Genomic DNA, 23,769 nt, shown 5'->3' on the forward strand with positions numbered 1-23,769 from the left:
AGAGGAGCTGTCCTTAGTACGAGAGGACCGGGATGGACGGACCGCTGGTGTATCAGCTGCATCGCCAGATGCATAAGGCTGGGTAGCCAAGTCCGGAAGGGATAAACGCTGAAGGCATCTAAGCGTGAAGCCCCCCTCAAGATGAGATATCCCTCCATTATGGAGTAAGACCCCTTAGAGACTATGAGGTAGATAGGCACAAGGTGTAAGCATGGTAACATGTTCAGCTGATGTGTACTAATAGGTCGAGGGCTTGTCCAATAGGATATAGAACAAAGAGATTTGGAATAAGATGGAATAATTCAGTGTTCGGTTTTGAAGGTACAACTTCAAGAATTTGGCCCGGTGGCTCAGCTGGTTAGAGCGCCGCCCTGTCACGGCGGAGGTCAGGGGTTCGAACCCCCTTCGGGTCGCTCAAAATTGAATAAATTTTGAATGGGGTCTTAGCTCAGCTGGGAGAGCATCTGCCTTACAAGCAGAGGGTCACAGGTTCGAGCCCTGTAGGCCCCACTATTTCAAAGATTTTCTTTGAGATAAGCCGATGTGGCTCAATTGGCAGAGCAGCTGATTTGTAATCAGCAGGTTAACGGTTCGAGTCCGCTCATCGGCTCTTTATATGGATGGCTTCCCGAGTGGCCAAAGGGGACAGACTGTAAATCTGCTGCAAATTGCTTCGGTGGTTCGAATCCACCGCCATCCATTCAACTTAATATCGCGGGGTGGAGCAGTCTGGAAGCTCGTCGGGCTCATAACCCGAAGGTCATAGGTTCAAATCCTGTCCCCGCTACTCACAAATGCCTAGATAGCTCAGTTGGTAGAGCAGAGGACTGAAAATCCTCGTGTCCTTGGTTCGATTCCGAGTCTAGGCATCTTTTTTTACCCTTTTTTCGCTGAATTTTAATTTGATTTTTCCCCGTACAGCTATATAATGTAAAGCATCATATATTTGATTTGTAATATAGAAAGATGTAAATAGGTTATGACAAGAAAAGAAAAGAAAAAGCTTGCAAGGGAATTGCTTGAGAAGCATGGTAGTGAGATCCTGAATTCTCATTCTTTCTTAAAATCACATAAGTTTATACAGCATGGTGATATGTCTGTGTATGAGCATAGTGTTAATGTTGCAGAGAGAGCACTTAGGATCAATCGTTTTTTGCATGCCAAATGTAAAGAGAGAGATCTGGTCAGAGGAGCCTTATTACACGATTATTTCCTCTATGATTGGCATATAGACGGCAAAGATAAGGGAAATGTACATCCAAAGCTTCATGGCTTTTTTCACCCCTCTACGGCCCTTAAAAACGCATCCAGGGACTTCGTATTAACAGAGAGAGAAAAGGACATAATTAAGAAGCATATGTGGCCTCTGACAGTCGTTCCTCCGCTTTGCAGAGAGGCATGGGTTGTGACACTGGCTGATAAGTATTGTTCAGCTATGGAGACGATAGGCTTACATAAAGCCAGATTGAAGGCTAAATATATTGAACTGAACAATGATTGAGTATTATAAGAGGTTAGATATTTTCTGACCTCTTTTTTATTGTAGAAAGAAATAATAAAGTATCATAACTCTCTATATTTTAATGAAATGCATTAGCAAAAGATGATAAAAAAGGTGGCCACAAATCAATGTGACCACCTTTAATATCTTAATCAGATTTACTTTTCAAAGAATCAAAGCTTAGGGCCAGCTGCTACAAGAGCCTTACCAGCGTCGTTGCCTTCATACTTCTTGAAGTTCTTTGTGAATCTCTCAGCAAGATCCTTAGCCTTAGCTTCCCACTCAGAAGCATCAGCGTATGTATCACGAGGATCAAGGATTGCAGGATCAACACCAGGAAGAGATGTAGGAACTTCGAAATCGAAGATCGGGATCTTCTTTGTCTCAGCCTTGTTTACATCGCCGTTAAGGATTGCATCGATGATTCCACGAGTATCCTTGATGGAGATACGCTTGCCTGTGCCGTTCCAACCTGTGTTAACGAGGTAAGCCTTAGCGCCAGACTTCTGCATCTTCTTAACAAGCTCTTCACCGTACTTTGTAGGATGAAGCTCAAGGAATGCCTGTCCGAAGCAAGCTGAGAATGTAGGTGTGGGCTCTGTGATTCCACGCTCTGTTCCTGCAAGCTTAGCTGTGAAGCCTGAAAGGAAGTAGTACTGTGTCTGCTCAGGTGTAAGGATAGATACAGGAGGAAGTACTCCGAATGCATCAGCTGAAAGGAAGATAACATTCTGAGCATCAGGACCAGCGGAGATCTTGTTAACCTTCTGAACGATGTTGTCGATGTGCTGGATAGGATATGATACACGAGTGTTCTCTGTTACGCTCTTATCATCAAAGTCAATCTTGCCGTTAGCATCAACTGTAACGTTCTCAAGAAGAGCATTTCTCTTGATTGCGTTGTAGATGTCAGGCTCAGCGTCCTTATCAAGACCGATAACCTTAGCATAGCAACCACCTTCGAAGTTGAATACGCCGTTGTCATCCCAACCGTGCTCGTCATCACCGATGAGGAGTCTCTTAGGATCTGTTGAAAGTGTTGTCTTACCTGTTCCTGAAAGACCAAAGAAGATAGCTGTGTTCTTACCTTCCATATCTGTGTTAGCTGAGCAGTGCATGGAAGCCATGCCCTTAAGAGGAAGGTAATAGTTCATCATTGAGAACATACCCTTCTTCATCTCACCGCCGTACCATGTGTTGATGATAACCTGCTCACGGCTTGTGATATTGAATGCTACGCAAGTCTCAGAATTGAGGCCAAGCTCCTGATAGTTGTCAACCTTAGCCTTAGATGCGTTGTAAACAACGAAGTCAGGCTCGAAGTTTGCGAGCTCTTCATCTGTAGGAACGATGAACATGTTCTTGATGAAGTGTGCCTGCCAAGCAACTTCCATGATAAAACGAACTGCCATACGGGAGTCTTTGTTTGCACCGCAGAATGCATCAACTACGAAAAGTCTCTTGTCGCAGAGCTCTTTCTTAGCGATATCCTTAACAGTTGCCCAAACATCCTCACTCATAGGATGGTTGTCGTTCTTATACTCGTCTGATGTCCACCAAACAGTATCCTTAGAATTAGCATCCATAACGATGTACTTATCTTTAGGAGAACGTCCTGTGTAGATACCTGTCATAACATTAACAGCACCGAGTTCTGTATCCTGTCCAACTTCATAGCCTTCAAGACCGGCCTTTTTCTCTTCTTCATAGAGAACCTCATAAGAAGGATTATGAACGATTTCAGTTGTGCCAGTAATGCCATACTTTGTTAAATTAATTTCTGCCATTTCTTTAACTCCTTTTCTTTTTCTATTTTGATAGCATATGATTACAAAAAATCAATGCTAAACGCTCATACACTACATTATACAATATTCTGTTAGAAAAATAACAAAAATCATAGAAATTTTACAAATACTTTAAAAATAGGACAAAATAGAAATATTGTCTGCAAAATACCAAACAGATTATGAAAATAATTCACACGGGAGAGCTTTTCCTTGAAATGTATTCCACATGGAACTGTTGTCTGTCCGGTGTAAGATCAAATTCAGTAATTGCTCGGGCTATTCTTGTAAGGCATGCATCTGCCATCTCTTCAATAGGAAGTCCAACCACTGAAAGAGAAGGAATGGCGTATTCTTCATGATCCTTAAGACCGTTACCGATACTGATGAGTTCAAGGTCTTCAGGAATCTTTATTCCTTTTTCATGAAAGCCTTTGAGGGCACCGAATGCAATGTTGTCGGAAGTGCAAAGAACACAATCGGGAAGTTCTTTTCTTTTACATATCTCCAAAGCACCAAGATAGCCTCCGCCAAGGCTGTCCTGTACTTCAATTTTTCCAATATCTGATATGCCAAATTCATTCATCTTAAAACGAAAGACATTTTCTCTGATGTGCATTCCGTTGAAGGTTGCAACAGAGCCAAGAATGCAGGGGCGTTTTTTTTCATGCCTTGCAAAGACCTCTGCAGGTATAAGGCCGATTTCGTTATCATCCATATTTACAGTGGGATATTTGTCTGAATATCTGTTGTAGAGGACGATGGGAATTGGAAAATCGTTGCTGTCGAGGAATTCCATATCGTTCTCTGATGCATTACAGATAATCACTCCATTACTGCTGGTGAGCGTTCTTTGGGTGATGGCTTCACTAAGGTGCGATGTGTTATAAGGGTTGATATTTAGTCCGTACTTATAACCATGCTTAATTATTGAAGACTGTAAGCCTGATAAAAATCTTGAAAGCGTATCCTGTCTTGCGGAAGCGTCCCAGAATATGGTGATAACCGGCATATTGGGCAGGTTACTTCTAAGAAGCTTTGACTGCATGTTGGGAGTGTATCCAAGCTTAACTGCAGCCTCCTGGACTTTTTTTATAGAAGACTCTGAAATATTTCTTTTCTTACCAAGTCCTCTAAGAACTATAGAAACTGTACTGGGTGACAGTTCTGTGTATTTTGCAATGTCTTTAATTGTAACCATAATAAAAAATCCTTTAGTCAAACGATGTACTATTGACATTATACACTAAACGGGGTTATATTCAATATGCTAGTACAACGTTGTAGTAATTATTTACTATCTCTATTATTTCAGGAGGCTACGAAATGAAGAAAATAGCTATCGGCGGAGGTCAGGGATTTTGGGGTGATTCTCCGGATGCAGCAATACATATGATTAGAAAAGCTGATATACAGTATCTTGCCTGCGATTATCTTGCAGAGCTTACACTGTCTATCATGGCAAGACAGAAGATAAAGGATCCCACAAAGGGCTTTGCGCCTGATTTTGTAACAAGGCTCCTTAAGGAGGCCGGAAGAGAGGCTTTTGAGAAAAAGATAAGGATTGTTACAAATGCAGGTGGAATGAATGTCCAGGGCTGTGTTGATTCTATAAAGAGCTGGGCTGAGGCTGAGAACTTAAAGGGTTACAAGATTGGTTATGTAACAGGAGATGATATTAAGGATAAGATTCCTCAGCTTATTGCAGACGGATGGGAATTCCCTTCAATGGACACAGCGGGAAGCGATGATACAAGCGGTGTTCGTTTTGAAGATATAAAGGATAAGATTTACAACTGTAACGCATACATCGGTCATGAGCAGATTCAGAAGGCTATAGCAGACGGTGCGGACACGGTTATAACAGGAAGAGCAGCAGACTCTGCACTTTTCCTTGCACCTTTTGCTCATGAGTTTGGATGGGCAGATGATGACTGGGATAACCTTGCAAGAGGTATTATGGCAGGTCACCTTCTTGAGTGCGGCGGTCAGGGTGCAGGCGGTAACTTCATGTATGACTGGAGATCCGTTCCTGATATGGAACATCTTGGATTCCCCATCGCTGAGATTACAGAGGATACATTCGAAATCACTAAGGCTCCGGATTGCGGCGGACTTATTACTGAGCAGAGTGTTAAGGAACAGTTCTTATATGAGGTTCTTGATCCTGCCAATTATTACACACCTGATGTTAACGTTGATATCAGCCACGCTACTGTAACTCAGAAGGGTGAGAACAGAGTAGCTGTTGCAGGCATAAAGGGTAAGGAAAGACCTGATACCATCAAGCTTTGCGTTGGATATCACAAGGGCTGGAAGACAGTTTCAATGCTATCCTTTGCATGGCCGGATGCCTATGAGAAGGCAAGATACTGCGCAGATGTGATCATGAAGAAGATGCAGGAGAGAGGCATGAAGGCAGATGATGTGCATATCAGCTTCATCGGTCTTGATTCACTTCATCTTGGAGTTGCTGATAAGAGTCCTGAAACAATCGCAAGACTTAATGAGTGCGTAATGAGAATCGCAGTATTCTCAGAGGATAAGGCAGAATGTGCAAAGATCATTCCTGAGATCAGCCCACTGCAGCTTAACGGACCTCAGGGAGCATCTTTCTTTGGCGGAAGAGCACACGTTCAGGAAGTTATGGCACTTTATCCTACAGTTATTCCAAGAGATGCGCTTAAGGTTGAGAGTCACATTCTTACAGTATAAATTGGTAGCATTTTTGAACCAGAGGTTCAGGAATGGATTTTTAGTGAAAATTAGGAGGTCATCATGCCCAGAATATATTTATATGATATCGCACACGGAAGAAGCGGCGATAAGGGAGATACCAGTAATGTCTGTGTTTTTGCAAGAAAACCTGAGTATTACGACATAATCTTGAGGGAAGCAACACCTGAGAATTTGAAGAACTATTTTGGTGATATGGTTAAGGGCGATATCACAAGATATGAGGTTGCATCCTTAAACGGAATGAATTTTGTTATGCACCACGCACTTGGCGGCGGCGCTACTATGAGCCTTAGACTTGACTCCCTTGGAAAATCCATGGGATCAGCAGTTATGAGAATGAAGATAAACGTATCAAAGGAAGAACTTGACAGTCTGCTTGAAAGCGGCGTTAAGCTTATGCCCTTCGAGGATCCTTATGCGGAGGAAGAGTAATGGAACAGGCTTTAAATATGGGCGGACAGGCACTTGAGGATGTTCGCGTCCTTGATCTTACAAGAGTTGTGGCAGGACCTTATGGCGGATCGATTCTTGGAGATTTTGGAGCAGATGTAATTAAAATAGAGGTTCCCGGAAAAGGTGATGATGCAAGAGGCTATGCGCCTTACAGAAATGGCGAGAGCATGTACTATGCCAATCTTAACAGGAACAAAAGAGGAATCACTTTAAATCTTAAGAGTGATGAAGGAAAAGAGATTTTTAAGAAGCTTGTTGCCAAGGCAGATGTACTTCTTGAAAACTACAGACCAGGTGTCATGGAGAAGCTTGGTCTTGGATATGATGTGTTAAAGGAAATAAATCCAAGACTGATCTATGCTGCCTGCTCCGGCTTTGGAAGCTATGGAAGATACAGCCAGCGTCCCGGATATGACATTATTTCTCAGGGAATGGGCGGACTTATGTCAGTTACAGGTATTCCGGGAGGCGAGCCTACAAGATCAGGTAATGCTATGGGTGATATCCTTGGCGGAATGAATATGATCATGGGCGTACTTATGGCGCTTCATGCAAGAGAGCGTACAGGACTTGGCCAGAGAGTTGATGTTTCTCTTGTTGATTCGGTTGTGGCAAGTCTTGAGAATGCGTATATCAGATATTTTGACTCGGGAAAAATCCCTGTAAGAAATGGTAACGCATATGCATCAATCGCACCTTATGATACATATCATGCAAAGGACGGATTTGTAGTTATCGCCTGTGGTAACCAGAAGCTTTACGAGAAATTCTGTAAGCTCATAGACAGAGAAGATATGATAACCGATGAGCGATTTCTTACAGTTCCTCTTCGTGTAAAGAACAACCTGATCCAAAAGGCAGAGATAGAGAAGTGGACAAAGGACAGAACTGTCAGTGAGATAGTGGATATTATTCTTGGTGCAGGTATTCCTGCAGGTCCTATCTATGATGTTAAGCAGATAACAGAGGATGAGCATATTTGTAAAGACAGAGAGATGTTCATTGATGTAGATCATCCCGTTATCGGACCTATGAAGGTAAATGGCAATCCCATTAAACTCATGGATATGATGCCCAGAATAAATCGCCCTGCTCCTACTCTTGGACAGGATAATGACAGCATTTTAAAAGACGTACTTGGCTATTCAGATGAAGAAATCGCTGCTTTTAAGGAAGCAGGGACAATCTGATAAGTTTTAATTTTCGGCCACCGTATCCGGACGGCATAGCTACATGTAAACCGGCGATTAAAGAGGAGAACGAACCATGGCATTAGATAAGGCAGCAATTGAAGAGATGATCAGGCAGTATATGGAGAAGCAGAAGAAGCTTCTTTGCAACATTCCACTTGATATAGTGGCAGAAGAAGGCGAACTTGAAGAGGTCATGATTCCTTCAGATGATGGAAAAAAGCTGAAAACATGGTTCTTTTTCCCTAAAAATATGGAATATCCTCTTCCCTGTATTGCAGTTAGATGCTGCTATGTGGATCAGGTGGAATTACTGAAGCTTAAGGCAAGGGAGTTTAATAAAAGGGGCTTTGCCTTTGCAGTTCAGTGGTGCCGCGGTATAAATGGCTCTGAAGGAGAGTGGGTACCTAACATAAATGAGAGAAGAGACGGACTTTCCTTTATGAATGCACTTCAGGAAGACGATAGGATTGAAAGTGTTGGCTACTGGGGAGATTCATATCTTGCACTTACAGGATGGTGCATGGCTGATGCGGTTCCCTCCAAGGTTAAGACCATGTATCTTGGAGTCTATGGCTGCTTTAGACATACCTCTGCATACAAGGATGGTATGTTCAGGCAGGACATCCTGACAGACTGGGCCATGAATAATGCGGGAGTTCCGATTAGCGCAGACTATCTTGAAAGCGCAGCTTACATGCCGCAGGCAGAAGTTGATGAGAAGCTTTGGGGCGTAAAGCTTGACTGGTACAGGGACTGGATTACTCATACAGACAGAAATGATCCCTATTGGGAAGAAGGCTTCTGGGGAATGCTTAAGGAAATCCCCGGGAAGGTGAAGATACCCGTATGCGTCAGACAAGGTTGGTATGACCATCATCTTGGCAGCGCTATTGAGACCTGGGAAGCTCTTAGTGATGAGACCAAGGCTATAAGCAGAATAGAGATTGGCCCTTGGAATCATGGGTATGCAAATTGTATAGATCATCAGAATACCGAGAATGTAGGTGAAGATGCATTTTCATCGCCTGCTCTTTGGTTTGATGAGATACTTAGGAAAAATAAGACTACTTCAGAGAATGTAAGATTATATGAAGTAGGTGCAGATAGATGGGAATATCCTAAGGAATTCCCGGTTAGATCAGAGAAAATAAAGAGCTTTTATCTTGATAAGGATAAAAAGCTTTGCAGAGAAATGTCATCAGATAACGGAGAATGCTCTTTTGTATATGATCCAAAGAATCCGGTTATGGTATGCGGAGCGGAGTCAACCTTCCATTCTATGATGGAAAATGGATCACACATACAAAAAGAAGCGGACTATCGAAGCGATGTTACCAGTTTTGTATCAGATAAACTGGAAGAGGAGATCCATGTCCTTGGACAGATCAATGTAAAGCTTCATGTATCATCTGATGCGGAGGATACAGCCTTCTATGTAAAAGTAATTGAGGAATTTGAGGATAAAAAGAGTTATAATGTTAGAGGTAGCATTACCACTTTGGCATATAGAAATGACGCTGACGCAAGACAAAGCTATGAGCCGGGTGATGTATGCGAGGTCAACATAAAGCTCTGGGACATCGATTGGTGTTTTCAAAAGGGCAGCAGGATCAGACTTGATATAACATCATCGAATTTCCCTGAATACAGCTTACATTCAAACAACGCCGGAGTATGGTCACTTCAAAAAGATCAGAAAAAGGCAAAACAGACTATATATACAGGCAAAGAAAGGGCCTCTGTCCTTGAGTTGCCCATAGCATAACTTATTTTACTAGAAAAAGATGGGAGAACTTGAATGTTTGGGAGACTCTCAAAATATTTGAAGCACCGCCCAATACTGAGAAGATGGATTTTAGTAGGGCTGGCTATTGTTTTACTCACCGGTGTGGGTATGATAGGGTCAGCCTTCTTTTTGGTGCATAAATTGTATGCCAAGGAGGAGTCTCTTCAGGAGGAGCTCCTTCGTGAGCAGGTGGCATCAATTGAAAACATCTGCGAAGAGGTAGTACTTGGGGCACAGACCTTTATAACCAATAATCTGGTTCAGATTGCGGCAAAAAAGCATGATGAAAATCTGGAAGACAAAATGCGTCTTTCTGAGATAGCGGATCTGATGGATGAATATGGCGCTGTTCATGATGTGTTTGGTAAGATGTATCTTTTTTTACCTAAGAATACGCCATCAGTTCTGACAAAAGAAGAATTTATCAACATCAGTGATAATATAAACAGCGTTCAGGGCCTTGGTCTTACAGCTGAGGATATGCAGATTTTGTACAACGATGCGCTGTACAGTAAGTTTAAGGTTGCAGGATCAGGCAGTGAGAAGCGCCTTTTTTACTCTATGTCCACACAGTATGCAGCTCCTTTTGAGGAGCAGGATGCCGTCTTACTCATAGAGATAGATAAGACCAAAATGAAGGAAGCAATAAATAATAATTATAATTTTTTGCTTATTTCGGAAGATGATGAATATATAGAGCTGGGCAACGGTGGTCTCGACGAAGAGATGATTACTGAATGCAAAGCTTCTGTGGATAAGCATATAGTTGGTAAGAAGGTAATATATCCTTTTGCATTGGGACCTTATGGACTCAGAATGGTCGCTGTTCTTGATACGGGACTTGCTATTGATGCAGTTAAACCCTTTGTTGTCGGGGTAATTATTTATGGTCTTGCTCTTATTCTGCTGGGCGGAATTTTTGTCACCCACATTATGAGAGTTCAGTACAGACCCATCGAATCACTTCTGGATTTCATGGATAAATACGAGACTACCAGATTTGCAGATGGTTCTGAGTTAAATGATGACGAGTTCAAGCGTATTGAAATTGGAATAAGTAAGTCAATCAATAGCATTCAGATGTTGCAGGTATCCCAGAAGGAGCTCGATAAATTCAAAAATGACAACGAGACAAGGATTATAAGACTGTTGAATTACGGAACGGATACCTTATCCGAGGATGATGGCGATGGCAACAGATACCTGGTAGTCAGCTATGATATCGATAATCCTACTGAAACTCCAATGGATCAGAAGGAGAGAGATCAGGTATGGTTTATCATTCACAATGTATCGGAAGAGCTTATTGGGAAAGAGAATCTGCTAATTACAGGCGGCCTGGCTCACTGGTTTTACAATATTGTTGAACTTAGAGGACAGGATGAGCTGTCACTTCCGGACCTGACCGATAAATTAAATACCGTATGCAGCTTTATCAGAGAGAAGTTTGATATAGCTCTTGTAGCGAACATTTCTGACATCCATCATGGTAAAAAAGGAATCCCTACAGCCAACAGAGAGGCTATGCTGGTTCGAGAATACCGTATTTATGTAGGTACTCTTCCAAATGTAGCATTCTATAAAGAGTTGTCTCTCGATGATGAAGCAAAGGCAACCCTGACAAGCTGGGATCAGATGGAGCAGGTTCAGAACCTTTACCGCATGCATAGAGGCATTGAAGCTCAGAGCATGCTTGATAATATCGTAAATGCCGCTGTTGAGAGCAGTAAAGGCACTGATAGTGTTGATGAATCCGAGAAGGAAAACAGCGGAAAGAGCATGCAGCTGGTGGAGAAGGCCAAGGAGTTTGTTGATAAGCAGTATTCTGATAAGGATATGAACGTCAACAGCGTGGCAAACGAGCTTAATGTCAATAATTCCTATCTATCAAGAACTTTTAAACAGATATATGGCATAGGAATGCTGGAATATATCAACAATGTAAGACTTGATAACGCTGAAATACTTATGGCAAACGGAATGACTGTTAAAGATGCTGCCGACAAGGTTGGATTTACAACACCAAGACCTCTTATAAGATGCTTTAGAGAAAAACATGGAACCACCCCGGGAGATTTTTATAAGAGTAAATAATTTATTAAAAAAATAAAAATTTTATTACCCAAAGTAAATAATTAAGATGATTATAAAATCGGAAATACGTAAATGTATTTCCGATTTTTTATTATAAACATTCTGTAAAATATCACTATTTTTCATAGTAAAAAATTGTACATCAATCTCAGAATGCAGATAAATACAGGGTTTTCAGAGGACAATATTTCGGAACATAGCACATTTTTTACATAATGACAAAAATGATACCCTGACGTAAAAAAGCGGTTCTTTTAATGCGTATAGTACAACGATATACTAAACTCACACAAGGCAATCAGCTGCATAGGGAGCAGCCAAAAGAAAAAGGAGAAGGAAGGAATGGAGCAAAAAGTAACAAAAGAAAAGCCGGTGATTCCGGCAACGGGGTATGTAGAGCATGCCGGCTTTGCAGGGTTCTTACATAATTTAAAGACAGACATCCTGCGAAACAAAGTAATCTACATTATGTGCATACCGATCGTGGTATGGTACATCATTTTCCATTATATACCGATGGCAGGTATCATAATGGCATTTCAGAAGTATACACCGGCACTTGGAATATCAGGTAGCCCTTGGGTAGGACTTGATAACTTCACAAGATTTTTTACCGGTCCTTATTTTGGAAGACTTCTTAGAAACACAACTGTGATCGGTGTTCTGGATGTAGTATTCGGATTCCCGGCACCAATTATTTTCGCATTGCTTCTTAATGAAGTAAGAGCAAAATTCTATAAGAAAACAATTCAGACAGTTTCTTATATGCCCTACTTCATATCAATGGTTGTTGTCTGCGGTCTTATCGTAGACTTCACACAGAGCGGCGGACTTATTTCAAACGTAGTAGCTAAGCTTACAAACACAACAGTAGAGAACCTGCTGGCTAACCCTTCAAACTATTGGGCAATACATATTGCTTCTAATATATGGCAGGGAATGGGCTACGGATCAATCATCTACATCGCAGCACTTGCCGGTGTTGATCAGGAGCTTTACGAGGCAGCAGTTCTGGACGGTGCATCAAGATGGCAGAGATGTATCCACATTACAATCCCGTCCATCATGCCTACAATCATGATCATGCTTATCCTCAGAATGGGATCCATCCTGCAGGTCGGCGCAGACAAGATTCTGCTTTTGTACACACCTGCAACTTACGAGACAGCAGATGTTATCAGTACTTACATTTACAGATGTGGTCTTCAGCAGTATGATTACGGTTTTTCAACTGCAGTAGGTCTTTTCAACTCAATAATCGGTACTGCATTCCTGCTTACAACAAATGCAATTTCAAGGAAATTTACAGAGTCAAGCCTGTTCTGATTGGAGGAAATAGAAATGGTAGTAAAAAAGACATTAGGAGATTATATATTTGATTCACTCAATTATATATTCCTCGCATTAATAGCTTTTCTGTGTGTGGTTCCAATCGTACATGTATGCTTTGCATCAATTTCAGAACCCGCACTTGTTGATAAGGCTACAAGTTTTATTCTTTTGCCTTTAGGTAAGCCTTCACTTAATGCTTACAGAATTATCATGCGATACAAGAACATCTGGATCGGCTACAGAAACACAATCGTTTATGTTGTAGCACAGTGCCTTATAACCAGCGTACTTTCAGTTATCGCAGGTTATATCACATCAAGAAAAAGATTTCGTTACAGAAATGCACTTATGATGTTCCTGGCATTCACAATGCTGTTTAACGGCGGAATGATCCCAACCTATATGGTAGTAAATAAGCTGGGACTTTTGAATACAAGAGCTGCGCTTTTGATTCCGCAGGCCATGGGCGTTTTCTATATAATTATTATGAGAACAGCTATCCAGGCTATTCCGGATTCTCTTGAAGAATCTGCAAGAATTGACGGAGCAGGGGAGTTGACAATCATGTTTAAGATCATCCTTCCTTTGTGTAAAGCGACCTTTGCAGTAATCATTCTGTTTATCGCAGTTGGTAAGTGGAATGAATGGTTCCCGGCTCTCCTGTATCTGCCTACCGCAAGAGATAAATATCCTCTTCAGATGTTCATGAGAGAGATTTTGATTTCTGCGCAGAACTCCACAAATTCAGTTACTGCAAATGCAGGCGATCTTATGGATAATGCTCAGATGTATAAGACACTGGTTAAATACGGATCAATCGTAGTATCAACACTTCCGATTCTCGTTATATATCCGTTCGTACAGAAGTACTTCGTTACAGGTGTAATGGTAGGATCTGTAAAAGGTTGACATTATTGGTATCAATTAAAAATGATATAAATGAAAGAGAGGTAATTTTTAATGAAAAAGAAGGTATTGGCAGTAATGCTGACAGCAGCAATGCTTGCAGGAACTATCGCAGGCTGCGGTAGTAAGGGTGCAGACACAGGTTCAGGCACTGATTCAGCAAGTTCAGGGGATGCAGCTGTAACAGCAGATGCAGGCGATTGGACATGGCCCCTTGCAGAGAAGAAGGAGCTTAGCATCTGGATCGTTTGGAGTAACGACTATGTAGAGAATCCTAATGACCTTAAAGCTATCCAGAAGATGGAAGAGCTTACAAACGTACATGTTAACTGGCAGGTAGTAGACGCTGCATCCGCTCAGGAGCAGTTCGGTCTTATGCTTGCATCCGGTGAGTATCCGGATATCATCCGTGACTGCGGAACATATTATCCCGGCGGAACAGAGAAGGGTGTACAGGACGGCGTCCTTGCAGACCTTACAGACGTAGCAGATAAGTATATGCCTAACTATCAGGCACTTCGTAAGAGCAACGAGCAGCTCGAGAAGGATACTGTAACTGATGAAGGTAAGATTGTTGGAACACGTACAATTGCATCATACTTCGGTGATGTAAAGGGTGAGAGAGTTTGGGCTGGTATGGCACTTCGTGGTGACTGGCTCAACGATCTTGGTCTCGAGGTTCCCAGAACTATCGATCAGTGGGAAACAGTTCTTACAGCATTCAAGGATAACTATCCTGAGTGTGAAGCACCTCTTATGATCGGTACAAATGGTTATGACTACTTCAGCCACTTCCTTTCAGCTTATGGATGCCTTGGTGAATTCTACAAGGATGGCGACAAAGTTAAGTATGGTCCTCTTGAAGATGGTTACAAGCAGTGGCTTACACTTTTCCATGATTGGTATGAGAAGGGTCTCATCGATCCTAACTTCATGACAAATGCAGCCGACATCATGTCTCCTGCAGATTACATGGGCACAGGCAAGGCTGGCGCAGGTATTCAGCTTTGGGGTATGACAGCAGACGTATTTAAGCAGCAGGGTTACAACACAGATGAGGACTTCAATATCGTAGCTACATCTGCTCCTGTTCTTAAGGAAGGTGACACACCTGAAATCGGATTTGCAACATCTGACCTTGTTAAGGAAGAAGTTGGTATCGCAGCTACAACAAAGGATCTTGAGCTTGCATGCAGATATCTTGATTTCTGGTATACAAACGAGGCTATGCTTCTTGATTCTGTAGGTATCGAAGGCGAGTCTTACACAAAGGACGGCGACACATATCACCTCACAGATGCTATGCAGCAGATGGTAGACGAGGGTAAGGTTAACACACTTTCAGAGGCAGTTTACACATATTCACTTGGAACATCTGACTTCGGTCTTTACAACTGGGGTATGTTCGATCCCATCTATGAGGGACAGGATGCTCTTAAGGCATACGACGAATTCAATAAGGACCAGTTCGACCTTATGCTTCCTTCCTGCATGACAATGACAGATGCTGAGAACTCTGAGTATGTAACACTTTACACAGATATCCAGACACTTGTTCGGGAGAACACAGTTAAGTTCATCACAGGCGAGCAGTCACTTGATGACTACGATGCATTCGTAGAGCAGCTTAAGACATACAACATCGATCGTTGCATCGAGCTTAAGCAGGCAGCACTTGATCGTTACAACGCTCGTTAATCTTTAAAGAAACAGAGAAGGTATTTAACAATATAGGGTAGGGGGATGATCATTATCCCCCTACCCAATTAATTACAGAAAAGTGGGGACATAATAATGAAATTTTTTAAACAGGATGAATCAACAATCGTAAGTACAAAGGCCGGAAAACTTCAGGGATATTTCTATGACGGTACTTACATTTTTAAGGGCGTACATTACGCAGAAGCAGAGCGTTTCTGTCAGCCTACAGAGGTAGAGCCCTGGGAAGGCATCAAGGATGCAACTTCTTTCGGAATGGTTTGCCCTCTTATGCAGCAGGATACACCCAGAGGAGAGCTGATGGTTCCTCATGCATACTGGCCTCAGGATGAGCACTGCCAGAACCTTAACATCTGGTCAACAAAGCTTTGCAAAGAAGCTAAGAAGCCAGTAATGGTATGGCTTCACGGCGGCGGATTCTTTGCAGGTTCTTCTATAGAGCAGCTCTGCTATGACGGAGCAGCAATGGCTAAGGAAGGCGACGTAGTAGTTGTTACAATCAACCACCGTCTCAACCTCCTTGGATACCTTGATCTTTCTCCTTTTGGTGAGAAGTATAAGAATTCCGGAAACTGCGGTAACGCAGATATGGTAGCAGCCCTTAAATGGGTTAAAGAAAACATCGCAGCTTTCGGCGGCGATCCCGACAACGTTACAATCTTTGGTCAGTCTGGTGGCGGTATGAAAGTTACCTCTCTTATGCAGACACCTGAAGCTGATGGACTTTTCCACAAAGGTATTGTAATGAGCGGAGTACTCGGCAAAGACTTTATGGATACAGGAAAGGGTGATGGCAGACCGATCGTTACAGCTATGCTTAAAGAACTAGGACTATCTGAGAACGACGTTGAAAAGCTTGAGACCCTTCCTTATCCGGCTCTTTGCGAGGCTTATGGCAAAGTAGTTGAGGATATCAAGAAGCAGGGACTTTACACAGGTATGTCACCTATGATCAATGACTGGTATAAGGGTGAGCCTCAGTTCGTAGGATTCACAGAGAATTCCAAGAAGATCCCGCTTATGATCGGTAGTGTATTTGGCGAATTCGCATTCATGCCTCTTACATTCGATAAGACAAAGATGACTGAAGAAGAGATGAGAGCAAAGGTTGCAGAGACCTTTGGCGATCAGGCAGATGAGCTCATTGAGAAGTTCAAGGCAGCTTATCCTGATAAGAAGATTGTTGATCTTATTTCTTATGACTCAATCTTCCGTGCGCCTACTAGAGTACTCATTGAGGAAGCAAGTAAGAGAACAGAAGCACCTGTTTACTCTTATGTATTTGCTCTTGAGTTCCCGATTCAGCACAACAAGCCCGCTTGGCACTGCTCAGATATTGCATTCTTCTTCCACAATATCGATCTCGTACCTGTAGCAAACGTACCCGGCGTATCCGATAAGCTTCAGGAGCAGATCTTCAAGGCAGTAATGAACTTTGCAAGAACAGGCGATCCTAACCACGAAGAGCTTCCTACATGGGATGCATCCAAGCCCGGTGATGAAGCTACAATGATCTTCGACAGAACCTGCGAGTGTAAGCACAACTTTGATGCAGAGCTCGTAAAGCTTCATTCAAGCATTATTCCGAAGTTTATGTTCGGCGGAGATGTTGAAATTCAGCACTAATTCATATCTTAAAATATAGTCATGACAGGCAGCTGCGTATGTAGCTGCCTGTTTTTATGATAAAATATAAATATATTCATTAAATTCCAAGAAAACGGACAAAATGGCGAAGAAACATATTTTAGACGAACTTCAAAACTTAAGAGACAGTGATCTCTATCCTTTACATATGCCCGGACATAAGAGAAATAAAAATGCAGGTCCCATGGCAGGCTATATGGATATTGATATCACGGAGATAGATGATTACGATAACCTCCATGATGCAGAGGGTATGATTCTTGATGCGGAAAAAAGAGCAGCAAAGCTGTACGGCGCAGAGGAGACGCATTTTCTTGTTAATGGCAGTACCTGCGGAGTACTAAGTGCGGTATCAGCAGCTGTTTCTAAAGGCGGAAAGCTGATAACTGCAAGGAATTGTCATAAGTCTCTATACAATGCAGCTTATTTGAGGGAGCTTTCGCTTTCATACATCATGCCGGAATGTACCTGGCTTCTTGGCAGGATAAGTCCTTCGTCAGTCAGAGAAACCCTTTTACAAAATGAGGATGCACAGGCACTTTTTATCACATCTCCAACATACGAGGGAATATCATCTGATATAAGATCCATAGCAGATATCTGTCATGAAAAAGGAGTTATCCTTATCGTGGATTCTGCTCACGGTGCACACTTTGGCCTGGACGATAGGCTCCCTAAAAGTGCGTTAAATGAAGGTGCTGACATAGTTATATGCAGTGTTCATAAGACATTGGCCTCAATGACACAGACAGCGCTGATACATGTACAAGGAGATTTTGTTAACAGAGAAAGACTTCGCAGATATCTTAGGATTTACCAGTCGAGCAGTCCTTCATACGTATTAATGGCATCAATTGATTCATGCCTAAGGGATATCGAAGAGCGGGGCGAGGAAGTATTTTCAAGGCTTCTCGCATACAGAACTCGAATTGAAAAGGAAACTGCCGGTTGCAGGAATATATTCATTCCTGACATGAACGAGATAACTGATCCGGGAAAAGTACTGATCTGCTCGGCATCAGCAAATATCACAGGGCAGCAGATATATGATATACTTCGTTTAGAGTATCATTTGCAGCTGGAGATGGCAGGAGATACCTACGGTCTTGCCATTATCACAGGTTACGATACGGATGAAGGAATAGACAGGCTGATACAGGCCATAAAGGATATGGATTTGCGACTTGCCGGTAAAGGTAATCCCGGTGAGTACAAAACCTTTAATATTCCAAGAGCAGTTTTTCCTTTATATAAGGCATGGGATGCGGATTGTGAATATGTCGATATTTCCGCAGCTGCAGGCAGGATTGCGGGAGATTTTATAAATCTTTATCCGCCGGGAATACCTCTTATAGTCCCCGGAGAAACCTTTGATAAAGATCTCATAGCAGAAATTGGGGAATATATTAATGCGGGTATGAATGTCCAGGGCGTAGAAATTGCGCATGCCGGAGATAGAAGATTAAAAGTAATAAAAAGTGAAAGTTAAGTTGGAGTAATTAATACTGATGGGAAAGATTTATGAAATAATGGGCAGGAGCTCCTGCGGTAAGGATACAATATACAAAAAGCTCCTTGAGAGAGGTAATGCGAATCTCAATAAGGTGATCATCTATACCACAAGGCCCATGAGAGACAGAGAATGCGATGGTGTACAGTACTTTTTTTGCGATGAAGAGCGTTATCTGGAATTCAAAAACAGTCGAAAGATAATAGAAGAGAGGACCTACAACACTGTCTATGGGCCCTGGCATTATTTTACCGTGGACGATGGACAGATAGATTTGGATAAAGGAAATTACCTTATAATCGGCACAATTGAGATGTATACATCGATCAGGGATTACTTTGGCAAAGACAAGGTGGTGCCCATGATGATCCAGGTTGATGACGGAGTGATCCTTCAAAGAGCCCTTGGAAGGGAGCTGAAAAGGGAAAATCCCGGATATGATGAGATGTGCAGAAGATATCTGGCGGACAAGGCGGATTATTCTGATGAGAATTTGAAGGCAGCAGGTGTCGATAATTTTTTCAATAACGACGGCGACATCGAGGAGTGTCTTAGCGAAATCGAAGCATTTATCCTTGCGGATGAAAAATAAGAGGAAACCTAATGGATATACGAATAGACAATATTCAAAATACACAGCAGGTTCAACAGACACAGTCACAGCAGGAGGTAAGCGGTGACTTTAAATTCACGCTTACAAGTAAGATTGAGGACTCGTCTCTGGCGGAGCGCCTTAACCTTATGATGCAGGACATCGTTCAGCAGGGAAAACAGATATCCAAAAAGAACGATATCAGAGACATGCAAAGATATCGCTTTCTTATTAAGGATTTCCTTAATGAAGTGGTTACGAGATCCCATGCCTTTTCCAGAGAAAATTTCCTGGACAGAAGAGGAAGACACAGGGTTTACGGCATAATCAGACTTATTGATGAAAATCTTGACGAGCTGGCACAGGAGCTTGTTAAGGATGAAAAGGACAATATCCAGATACTGGCAAAAATAGGCCAGATTCAGGGATTACTGCTTGATATATTTACGTAATGACGGGAGGAGCTGCAAAAATGGCGCATTTTGCAGATATTATTGATCAGGGGCAGATAGTGGAACACATGCAGAATGCCCTGAGAACAGGAAAAATATCCCACGCATATATTATCTCCGGTGATGTCGGATCCGGAAAAAAGCTTATAGCTGATACATTTTCCAAGGCAATTTTATGTGAAAACAGAAAAGATGACGGTAAGCTCATAGAGAGCTGCGACGAATGTCATTCCTGCAATCAGACAGAGAGTGGATCTCATCCTGATATCAGGAAGGTGACCCACGAGAAAGCCACTATCGGTGTTGACGATATCAGGCAGCAGGTCTGCGATGATGTTTACATCAAGCCCTATTCCGATCATAAAATCTATATAATACCGGAAGCCGAAAAGATGACGGTTCAGGCTCAAAATGCTCTTCTTAAGACCTTGGAAGAGCCGCCTGCATACGCTGTTATCATCATTCTGACAGCCAATATAGATGCATTTTTGCCAACAATACTGAGCAGATGCATTGTATTTCAGATAAAACCCGTAAGGGACGATCTTCTTATGAAGTATCTTATGGAAAAAAGGAAGATTGTGGACTATAAGGCAAGGCTTTCTGTTTCCTTTGCTCAGGGCAATATAGGAAAAGCAATTCTGTTATCTGAGAGCGAGGAGTTTGAGAGGCTTAAAAACGGCACAATTGATCTGCTATCGAGGATGGAGAGACTCACCGTAAATGAAATTGCAGACAGAATGTCCGATATGCTGATCACAGGTAATGCAGTTGAAGAGAGTGATGATTCCGATACAGAAGAGAAAAAGGCAAAGGCCACATCCAAAAAGCCGGATCCTGTAGCGGTTAATAACTATCTTGATATATTATTGTTTTTGGGCCGTGATTTCCTTGTGTATAAAGCCGAGGATAGCGCTGAACACTTGATTTTCGCGGATAAACTGTCGTATATTAGTAGTGTTACCACAAAATGTACGTATAAACAGATAGGCAATATGATCAAAGCTGTCGATGAGGCCAGAAGCAGGATAAAAGCTAACGTTAACGTGCTTCTTACTCTTGAGATGCTAATGCTAAATATAAAGGAGAATTTATAATATATGACCAGGGTTATCGGCGTCAGATTCAGAACGGCCGGAAAGATCTACTATTTTGATCCCGGGGATTTTGAGATAAAAAAGGGAGACCACGTCATCGTTGAAACTGCCAGAGGTATCGAGTTTGGAACAGTTCTGTGCAATCCAAGGGATGTGGAGGATGAAGAGGTTACAAAGCCCCTCAAGGGCGTTCTTCGTATGGCAAATGACAAGGACGTTGAGCAGGAGGCTACCAACAGGATAAAAGAAAAGGAAGCATTCCGTATCTGTAAGGAGAAGATCATCAAGCACGGTCTTGAGATGAAGCTTATCGATGCAGAATATACCTTTGATAACAATAAAGTGCTGTTCTATTTTACAGCAGATGGACGAATCGATTTCAGAGAACTGGTTAAGGATCTTGCTTCAGAGTTCAAGACCAGAATTGAACTTAGACAGATAGGTGTACGAGATGAGACCAAGATAATAGGCGGATACGGCATCTGCGGAAGACCGCTTTGCTGCCACTCTTATTTATCCGATTTCATTCCTGTATCTATCAAGATGGCCAAGGAGCAGAATCTTTCACTTAATCCCACCAAGATTTCAGGTGTGTGCGGAAGACTTATGTGCTGCCTGAAAAACGAAGAGGATGTATACGAAGAACTCAATCGCAAGATGCCCGGAGTAGGCGATATTGTTGCTTCTAACGATGGCCTTGAGGGCGAGGTTGCAAGCGTTAATATTCTCAGACAGACAGTTCGTATCCTTGTGGATGTGGATGATGAGAAGGAAGTACATGAGTATCATGTGGACGACATCACCTTCCTTCGTAAAAAGCAGAAGCATAAGCAGAACAATGCTCCCAAGGAAAAGGATGTAGATGAAGAAGCACTTAAGGCTTTAGAGCAGGAAGACATCTCAGGTCTTGATGATGACGGAAATGCAGGAGCGCCTAAGGCTAATAAGGGCGATAGAAACCGCGACAGGAAAAACAACGATAGAAGAGACAGACAGAATAAGCAGAACAAGCAGGGCGGTCAGAATCGTCAAAATAACCAGAACCCTCAGGATGCTCAGAATGCTGCCGGCAAAGATAACAATCAAAACAATCAGAACAGTCAAAATAATCAGCCGGGAAAAGGCGCAGCTGAAAAGGAAAACGCCCAGAATAATCAGGGCGCAGGTGTAGAAGCTGCTGAGCAGAAGGGCCAGAATGACGGCGATAACAGGAAAAAGAAGAATCGCCACGGCGGAAACAGAAAGAACTTTAACAGAAACGGCAATAAAGGTGGCGGTAAGCCCCAGGGCCAAAAGGGTAACCAGGATGGAAGCACCAAAGCTTAAGACAGGTGAGAGACTTGATGACCTTCAAAGGAACGGTTTTCAGATAATCCAGAATCCCGAGAAATTCTGTTTTGGCATGGATGCTGTGCTTTTATCTGCTTTTGCAAGTGCGGGAAAAGGGGCAAGAGTCCTTGATCTTGGAACGGGTACAGGAATCATTCCGATACTTATGGCAGCTAAAACACAGGCAAAGGAACTGGTAGGACTGGAGATCCAGGAAGAAAGTGCAGATATGGCGATGCGCAGCGTGATGCTAAATGAAATAGCTGATCGCGTGCGCATTGTATGCGGAGATATAAAAGAGGCGGACAAAATATTTGAACCTGCCTCTTTTGACGTTGTGACAACAAATCCTCCATATATGATAATGGGCCATGGACTAAGAAATCCTGAAGGACCAAAAGCCATAGCCAGACATGAAGTACTCTGCGACCTTGATGATGTACTAAGGGCTGCAAAGATCATGCTTCATCCGGGCGGTAAGTTTTACATGGTACACAGGCCCTTTAGACTTTCAGAGATTTTTGTAGCCATGACTAAACACAGGCTTGAACCCAAAAGAGTGCGCTTTGTGCACCCTTACGCCGATAAAGAGCCAAGCATGGTTCTCATTGAGGGCCTTAGGGATGGAAAGCCCAGGTTGTCTGTCGAGCCCCCGCTTATTATTTATAAAGAAGATGGCAAATACACCGATGAAGTAGCCGAAACTTACGGCTTTTAAGTATTAATTGCAATTAAAATAGGAGTTCTAATGGAAGAAAACAGAACGGGTATGCTTTATTTGTGTGCTACTCCCATAGGGAATCTTGATGATATCAGCTTTCGCGTATTAGATACGCTAAAGAATGTGGATATCATCGCTGCGGAAGACACAAGAAACAGCATAAAGCTGCTTAATCATTTCGATATTCATACAGAAATGACCAGCTATCACGAATACAACAAGGTGGAGAAAGCAGAGTATCTAATAAGACTCATGAATGAAGGTAAGGACATCGCCCTTATTACAGATGCGGGAACTCCTGCCATCTCAGATCCCGGAGAGGTTCTGGTCAGAATGTGCCATGAAGCAGGCATTATTGTGACATCGCTCCCGGGGCCTGCAGCTTGTATCACAGCCCTTACGCTCTCAGGACTTAGCACCAGAAGATTTGTCTTTGAAGGTTTTTTGCCTCCTGCAGATGATAAAAAGGAGAGGCGAAGAATACTGGATAGCCTTAAGGACGAGCACAGGACTATCATCATGTATGAAGCACCTCATCACCTAAGGGGAACTTTGGCTGACCTTGCGGATACACTTGGGGACAGGAAGATCACCATTTGCAGAGAGCTTACAAAGAAGTTTGAGGAGATAGTGCCCACAACCATAAGCTCAGCCATAGCTTTTTATGAGGAAAATGATCCAAGAGGAGAGTACGTACTTGTAATAGATGGGGTAAGTCTTTTGGAGCTTGAAAAACGAGGTCAGGAAGAATGGCTTAAAATGAGCCTTCAGGACCACATGGCCTACTATGAAAAGGACGGAATGAGCAGGAAAGATGCCATGAAGCAGGTTGCTTCAGACAGAGGAGTAGGAAAGCGCGATATTTACAAGGCTCTTTTGGAGGAAGAAGGTAAGGAATAAGATTTGGGGAG

General features: G+C 42.5%; 18 protein-coding genes, 6 tRNA genes, 1 rRNA gene and 1 pseudogene. 24 read left to right on the forward strand and 2 right to left on the reverse strand.

Translation table 11 applies throughout. The features are described 5' to 3' along the window. The 8 genes from G610_RS0103560 to G610_RS0103595 all read left to right on the forward strand — a co-directional run. Positions 1-261 (forward strand): 23S ribosomal RNA (locus G610_RS0103560); the annotation flags it as partial. A 78-nt stretch (positions 262-339) separates the two neighbouring features. Then, positions 340-413, forward strand: a tRNA-Asp gene (locus G610_RS0103565). Positions 414-437: 24 nt separating this feature from the next. Further along, positions 438-510 (forward strand) — tRNA-Val (locus tag G610_RS0103570). Between the two features lie 27 nt (positions 511-537). Beyond that, positions 538-610 (forward strand) — tRNA-Thr (locus G610_RS0103575). A gap of 8 nt (positions 611-618) precedes the next feature. Further along, positions 619-700, forward strand: a tRNA-Tyr gene (locus G610_RS0103580). 13 nt (positions 701-713) lie between these two features. After that, positions 714-787 (forward strand) — tRNA-Met (locus G610_RS0103585). Between the two features lie 9 nt (positions 788-796). Continuing rightward, positions 797-869: transfer RNA gene (locus G610_RS0103590), tRNA-Phe, on the forward strand. Positions 870-979: 110 nt separating this feature from the next. Continuing rightward, on the forward strand, positions 980-1,501 hold the full coding sequence (locus G610_RS0103595) for an HD domain-containing protein (RefSeq protein WP_051197581.1): 522 nt from the start codon (positions 980-982) through the stop codon (positions 1,499-1,501). A 173-nt stretch (positions 1,502-1,674) separates the two neighbouring features. Here the strand turns inward: G610_RS0103595 and pckA are convergent, their stop codons facing one another. Both pckA and G610_RS0103605 read right to left on the reverse strand, forming a co-directional pair. After that, on the reverse strand, positions 1,675-3,288 hold the full coding sequence (gene pckA, locus G610_RS0103600) for a phosphoenolpyruvate carboxykinase (ATP) (RefSeq protein ID WP_026523690.1): 1,614 nt from the start codon (positions 3,286-3,288) through the stop codon (positions 1,675-1,677). Between the two features lie 193 nt (positions 3,289-3,481). Next, positions 3,482-4,489, reverse strand: coding sequence for a LacI family DNA-binding transcriptional regulator (locus G610_RS0103605; RefSeq protein ID WP_026523691.1), 1,008 nt, complete (start codon positions 4,487-4,489; stop codon positions 3,482-3,484). A gap of 125 nt (positions 4,490-4,614) precedes the next feature. Between G610_RS0103605 and G610_RS0103610 the strand changes: the two genes are divergently transcribed. The 16 genes and pseudogenes from G610_RS0103610 to rsmI all read left to right on the forward strand — a co-directional run bounded on the left by G610_RS0103610 (position 4,615) and on the right by rsmI (position 23,758). Next, positions 4,615-6,003, forward strand: a complete 1,389-nt coding sequence (locus G610_RS0103610; protein ID WP_026523692.1) for an acyclic terpene utilization AtuA family protein — start codon at positions 4,615-4,617, stop codon at positions 6,001-6,003. Between the two features lie 63 nt (positions 6,004-6,066). Then, positions 6,067-6,459, forward strand: a complete 393-nt coding sequence (locus G610_RS0103615; RefSeq protein WP_026523693.1) for an AtuA-related protein — start codon at positions 6,067-6,069, stop codon at positions 6,457-6,459. Then, the gene (locus G610_RS0103620; RefSeq protein WP_242829606.1) at positions 6,459-7,670 is read left to right on the forward strand and encodes a CaiB/BaiF CoA transferase family protein; all 1,212 of its coding nucleotides are present in this window, start codon (positions 6,459-6,461) and stop codon (positions 7,668-7,670) included. Before G610_RS0103615 ends, G610_RS0103620 begins: the two co-directional genes overlap by 1 nt. Before the next feature lie 76 nt (positions 7,671-7,746). Continuing rightward, a complete protein-coding gene (locus G610_RS0103625) occupies positions 7,747-9,438 on the forward strand; it encodes a CocE/NonD family hydrolase (protein ID WP_026523695.1) in 1,692 nt (563 codons plus the stop codon). Positions 9,439-9,471: 33 nt separating this feature from the next. After that, positions 9,472-11,553 (forward strand): helix-turn-helix domain-containing protein, encoded by a 2,082-nt coding sequence (locus tag G610_RS0103630; RefSeq protein ID WP_026523696.1) that lies wholly within the window; start codon positions 9,472-9,474, stop codon positions 11,551-11,553. Positions 11,554-11,895: 342 nt separating this feature from the next. Beyond that, positions 11,896-12,879, forward strand: a complete 984-nt coding sequence (locus G610_RS0103635; protein ID WP_026523697.1) for an ABC transporter permease — start codon at positions 11,896-11,898, stop codon at positions 12,877-12,879. A gap of 15 nt (positions 12,880-12,894) precedes the next feature. Beyond that, positions 12,895-13,794, forward strand: a complete 900-nt coding sequence (locus tag G610_RS0103640; RefSeq protein WP_026523698.1) for a carbohydrate ABC transporter permease — start codon at positions 12,895-12,897, stop codon at positions 13,792-13,794. Positions 13,795-13,845: 51 nt separating this feature from the next. Further along, positions 13,846-15,489 carry an extracellular solute-binding protein gene (locus G610_RS0103645; RefSeq protein WP_026523699.1) on the forward strand — a complete coding sequence of 548 codons (1,644 nt, stop codon included), beginning with the start codon at positions 13,846-13,848 and terminating at the stop codon, positions 15,487-15,489. Between the two features lie 96 nt (positions 15,490-15,585). Beyond that, positions 15,586-17,136: a carboxylesterase/lipase family protein gene (locus G610_RS0103650; RefSeq protein ID WP_196809800.1), complete on the forward strand. Its 1,551-nt coding sequence runs from the start codon at positions 15,586-15,588 to the stop codon at positions 17,134-17,136. Between the two features lie 103 nt (positions 17,137-17,239). Then, positions 17,240-18,646 carry an aminotransferase class I/II-fold pyridoxal phosphate-dependent enzyme gene (locus G610_RS0103655; protein WP_035796861.1) on the forward strand — a complete coding sequence of 469 codons (1,407 nt, stop codon included), beginning with the start codon at positions 17,240-17,242 and terminating at the stop codon, positions 18,644-18,646. Positions 18,647-18,665: 19 nt separating this feature from the next. Further along, positions 18,666-19,259: a hypothetical protein gene (locus tag G610_RS0103660; protein ID WP_026523701.1), complete on the forward strand. Its 594-nt coding sequence runs from the start codon at positions 18,666-18,668 to the stop codon at positions 19,257-19,259. 11 nt (positions 19,260-19,270) lie between these two features. After that, a complete protein-coding gene (locus tag G610_RS0103665; protein WP_026496267.1) occupies positions 19,271-19,711 on the forward strand; it encodes a YaaR family protein in 441 nt (146 codons plus the stop codon). 20 nt (positions 19,712-19,731) lie between these two features. After that, positions 19,732-20,808 (forward strand): DNA polymerase III subunit, encoded by a 1,077-nt coding sequence (locus G610_RS0103670; protein ID WP_026523702.1) that lies wholly within the window; start codon positions 19,732-19,734, stop codon positions 20,806-20,808. Between the two features lie 3 nt (positions 20,809-20,811). After that, positions 20,812-21,726, forward strand: a pseudogene (locus G610_RS23740) (PSP1 domain-containing protein); the annotation flags it as partial. Between the two features lie 388 nt (positions 21,727-22,114). Further along, the gene (locus tag G610_RS0103680) at positions 22,115-22,855 is read left to right on the forward strand and encodes a tRNA1(Val) (adenine(37)-N6)-methyltransferase (protein WP_026523703.1); all 741 of its coding nucleotides are present in this window, start codon (positions 22,115-22,117) and stop codon (positions 22,853-22,855) included. 30 nt (positions 22,856-22,885) lie between these two features. Then, on the forward strand, positions 22,886-23,758 hold the full coding sequence (gene rsmI, locus G610_RS0103685) for a 16S rRNA (cytidine(1402)-2'-O)-methyltransferase (RefSeq protein WP_026523704.1): 873 nt from the start codon (positions 22,886-22,888) through the stop codon (positions 23,756-23,758). Positions 23,759-23,769 lie beyond the last annotated feature (11 nt).

The organism is Butyrivibrio sp. MB2005 (assembly GCF_000424285.1).
Taxonomy (GTDB): Bacteria; Bacillota; Clostridia; order Lachnospirales; family Lachnospiraceae; genus Butyrivibrio.